Annotated in this window: 1 pseudogene; it reads right to left on the minus strand. The window is 37.5% G+C overall.

The annotated features are described in order from the left end of the window. A pseudogene (locus tag ACTHS3_RS17040) lies at positions 1-270 on the minus strand (tetratricopeptide repeat protein); the annotation flags it as partial. Positions 271-432 lie beyond the last annotated feature (162 nt).

A 432-nucleotide genomic window follows, 5' to 3' on the forward strand; every position in this document is an offset into this window, starting at 1 on the left:
GTTATCTAGAGCGCCGTAAGCATGTGCAAGTAAATCCAAAGCAGGAATATAGGTACTATCCAGCTCTAGCGTTTTCATTTCAGCCTCAATGGCTTTTTCCCATTTCAATTGCTTCAGATAGGCATAAGCAACTTTATGATGAAATTCGACAGATTGGGGATTGAGAAGGCAAAGAATCTCGGCACGTTTTAGTGCTTCCTCGTAATTTTCCTCTTCGATGAAAGAGTGATATGCTTGTTCAAATTTTTGTTGAATCTTTTCGTTGCTCATAATCGGGACTATTCTAAATTTATGATTGTTTTATTGGAGAAAGTAGAGATTGTAAGAGTAGATAGGGCTAAAGCGCCAGTAATATAGAGATATAGGGTGTTGAATGTGGCAAATAAGAGCAAAGCTGCAGGACTATTTATCTTTAGGGTATCTGTTTTATCT

Source organism: Neisseria sp. P0009.S007, from assembly GCF_051962515.1.